Here is a 2,373-nt window from a genome sequence, read left to right as displayed (position 1 = left end):
GGCGCGCGCGCGTGCTGGAGCGGCGCCCCGACGGCTTGTGGCGCATCGACCTGACCCGCGGCCCGCTGCACGCGCGCTGCATCGCCCAGACCGGCCAGCCCGCGGTGGTGGTGACGGTCGACGACCAGGTGCTGGAACTGCCGACCGATCCCGCGAAGGGACCGCGCGCGCTGAGCGTGAGGACGACGCGGCCCGCCGCGGCGGGCCCGCAGAAGGACGAGGACGACAAGCCGTCCGGTACCGTGCTGCTGCTGAGCGGCCGCGTGGTGCTGGGGGAACTGCTGCGCCACGGCGGCGGCTGGCAGCAGACCACCTCGCCGCTGCTGCGCGAGGGCAAGCTCGAGGCGCGCACCCGCGAGCCCTTCACCGACCGCAGCGTGCCGGTGATCGAGGAGGCCCTGGACGCCGGCAGCCGCGTCGACACGCATGCCTGCCTGATGCATGCCGAGGCGCCCGCGCAGCTCGCCTGCCTGGGCACCACGCCGGTGAGCGCCACCGGCATCGTCTACGACAACAAGGATCGCGCACTCGACGTGAAGCTGCACGTGACGACCGCGCGCATCGGCATCGCGCAGCACGGCGGCGAACAGCGCGCCGTCGCCGTCACCTGGTGGAACCGCTTCGTCTCGCTGCAGTTCGTGCAGATGTTCGCGGCCACCCTGCTGCTGCTCGGCACGCTGGCGCAGACGGTCACCACGCTGCCCGGGCTGTTTCGACCCGCCCCTGACGACCCACCCTCCTGCCCGATGACACCCCTCCCGATCGCCCGATGGTTCGGTCTGCTGCTGGCACCGGCCCTGATCTCCACCGCCGGCGCCGAGCCGGTCGACATCCGCCAGGGCGACTCGAACGGCTCGGGCTACGGCTTTCGGCGCGGCGACAACTGCCTCGTCGTCACCGCCGGCCACGTGGTCGCGGAGACCGGCGCCGACATCACCGTCACCGACCGCCAGGGCGGCAAGGCCACCGGACAGCGTATCTACTACAACCCGTCGCGCACCGAGGACCTGGCACTGATCGAACTGCCGGCGCGCTCCGTCGTGGCCTGCAACGACCGCTGGCCCGATGCGTCGGAAGTGGCGCCCGCCGCCGCTGCCGCGAACGCGCCCTTCGAGGTGGTGCGCCACTACCCCGGCGGCCGCGAGACCATCGTGCGGCTGCGCGCGGCCGGCGGCACCTCGCAATGGCACACGCTGGCCTTCGAGGACAAGCTGCGCATCATCCAGTCCGACAGCGGCTCGATCGTGCGCTCGAACGGCCGCTTCGCCGGCATCGTGGTGAGCGTGCGCGAGGCCGACGACCGCGTGGACGTGCTGCGTTTCGACGTCATCGACCGCCTGGTCGGCGACCGCTTCCGCACCGTGGTGCGCGGCGTGCCGGTCGCGCTGGAAGGCGTGAAGCAGCGCGGCCGCGTCAACCCCAACTGGACCACCTACGTCGCATCGTGGCTGAGCGAGTCCGCCGGCCGTCCGGTGGTGCCGCAGCAGGATGCGAGCGCGCGCTGCCGCATCGGCGTCGACGTCATCGAGTGGGCGCGTTCCCGGGTCGACAACCCCGAGTACGACAAGCTCGAGAGCGCGCTGCGTGCCTGCACGCAGGGCGTGTCGATCGGCGGCGTGCCGCTCGGTCTGAAACTGCCGGGCACCGACCGCGCCAGCTGCCAGCGCCAGGTGCGCGAGCGGATGCGCGGCGTGCCGCGCGTGCTGCCGTCGCACAAGCTCACGCTCAACGTCACCATGACGCCGCGCCAGCGCGCGCCCGTCAGCAAGCTGCAGACGACCGAACATGTCGAGGACGGCAGCAAGGGCGGCGCGCGCGCCGAGACCGAGCTCACGGTGCTGCAGCAGTCGTTCGCGCAGGTGGCCGGCGAGCTGTTCAGCGCCGGGGCCTGCGAGTAGCGCGCCGGGCGGCGCTCAGGCCGCGTGCGCCTCCGCCGCCAGCGGCTCGGGGCGCACCCGCAGCGCCCACATCACGCCGGCGATCAACAGCGCCACGCCGGCGATCGTGAGCGGACCGGGCCATTCCTGGCGCAGCGCGTAGGCATAGGCCAGCGCCGACAGCGTCTCGAACACGATGAGCTGGCCGACCAGCGAGGTCGGCAGCCGCTGGCTGGCCTCGTTCCAGCACAGCGTGCCCAGCCACGACGCGAACAGCCCGATCGCCAGCATCAGCCCGATGAAGCGCCCGGGCGTCGGTCCGAACGGCATGTCGAAGCCGCCGCCCTGCAGCGCGTTCCAGGCCCAGAACGCCGCGAAGCCCAGTGCCGCCGGCAGCAGGGTCGCCACGCCCTGCGCGGTGGCCCAGGTGCGCGGGCTGCGGTCGGCATGTGCGCGCAGCCAGTCGGCGTTGCGCAGCGGGTACCAGGTCCAGCAC

The 2,373-nt window shown here is 73.0% G+C and carries 2 protein-coding genes; one reads left to right on the top strand and one right to left on the bottom strand.

Annotation, left to right across the window (positions count from 1 at the left end; all coding sequences use genetic code 11):
- A partial coding sequence (locus x551_RS26020) for a hypothetical protein (protein WP_161728118.1) occupies nucleotides 1-1,898 on the top strand: 1,898 nt, incomplete at its 5' end.
- Nucleotides 1,899-1,913: 15 nt separating this feature from the next.
- On the opposite strand, the gene x551_RS21265 is transcribed toward x551_RS26020, so the two are convergent.
- Nucleotides 1,914-2,373: EamA family transporter (locus tag x551_RS21265; protein ID WP_036251091.1), on the bottom strand; the 460-nt coding region annotated here is incomplete at its 5' end.

Origin of the sequence: Methylibium sp. T29 (genome assembly GCF_000576205.1) — a bacterium.
GTDB lineage: Bacteria > Pseudomonadota > Gammaproteobacteria > Burkholderiales > Burkholderiaceae_C > Methylibium > Methylibium petroleiphilum.
This window is presented reverse-complemented; position numbering and strand designations above follow the sequence as displayed.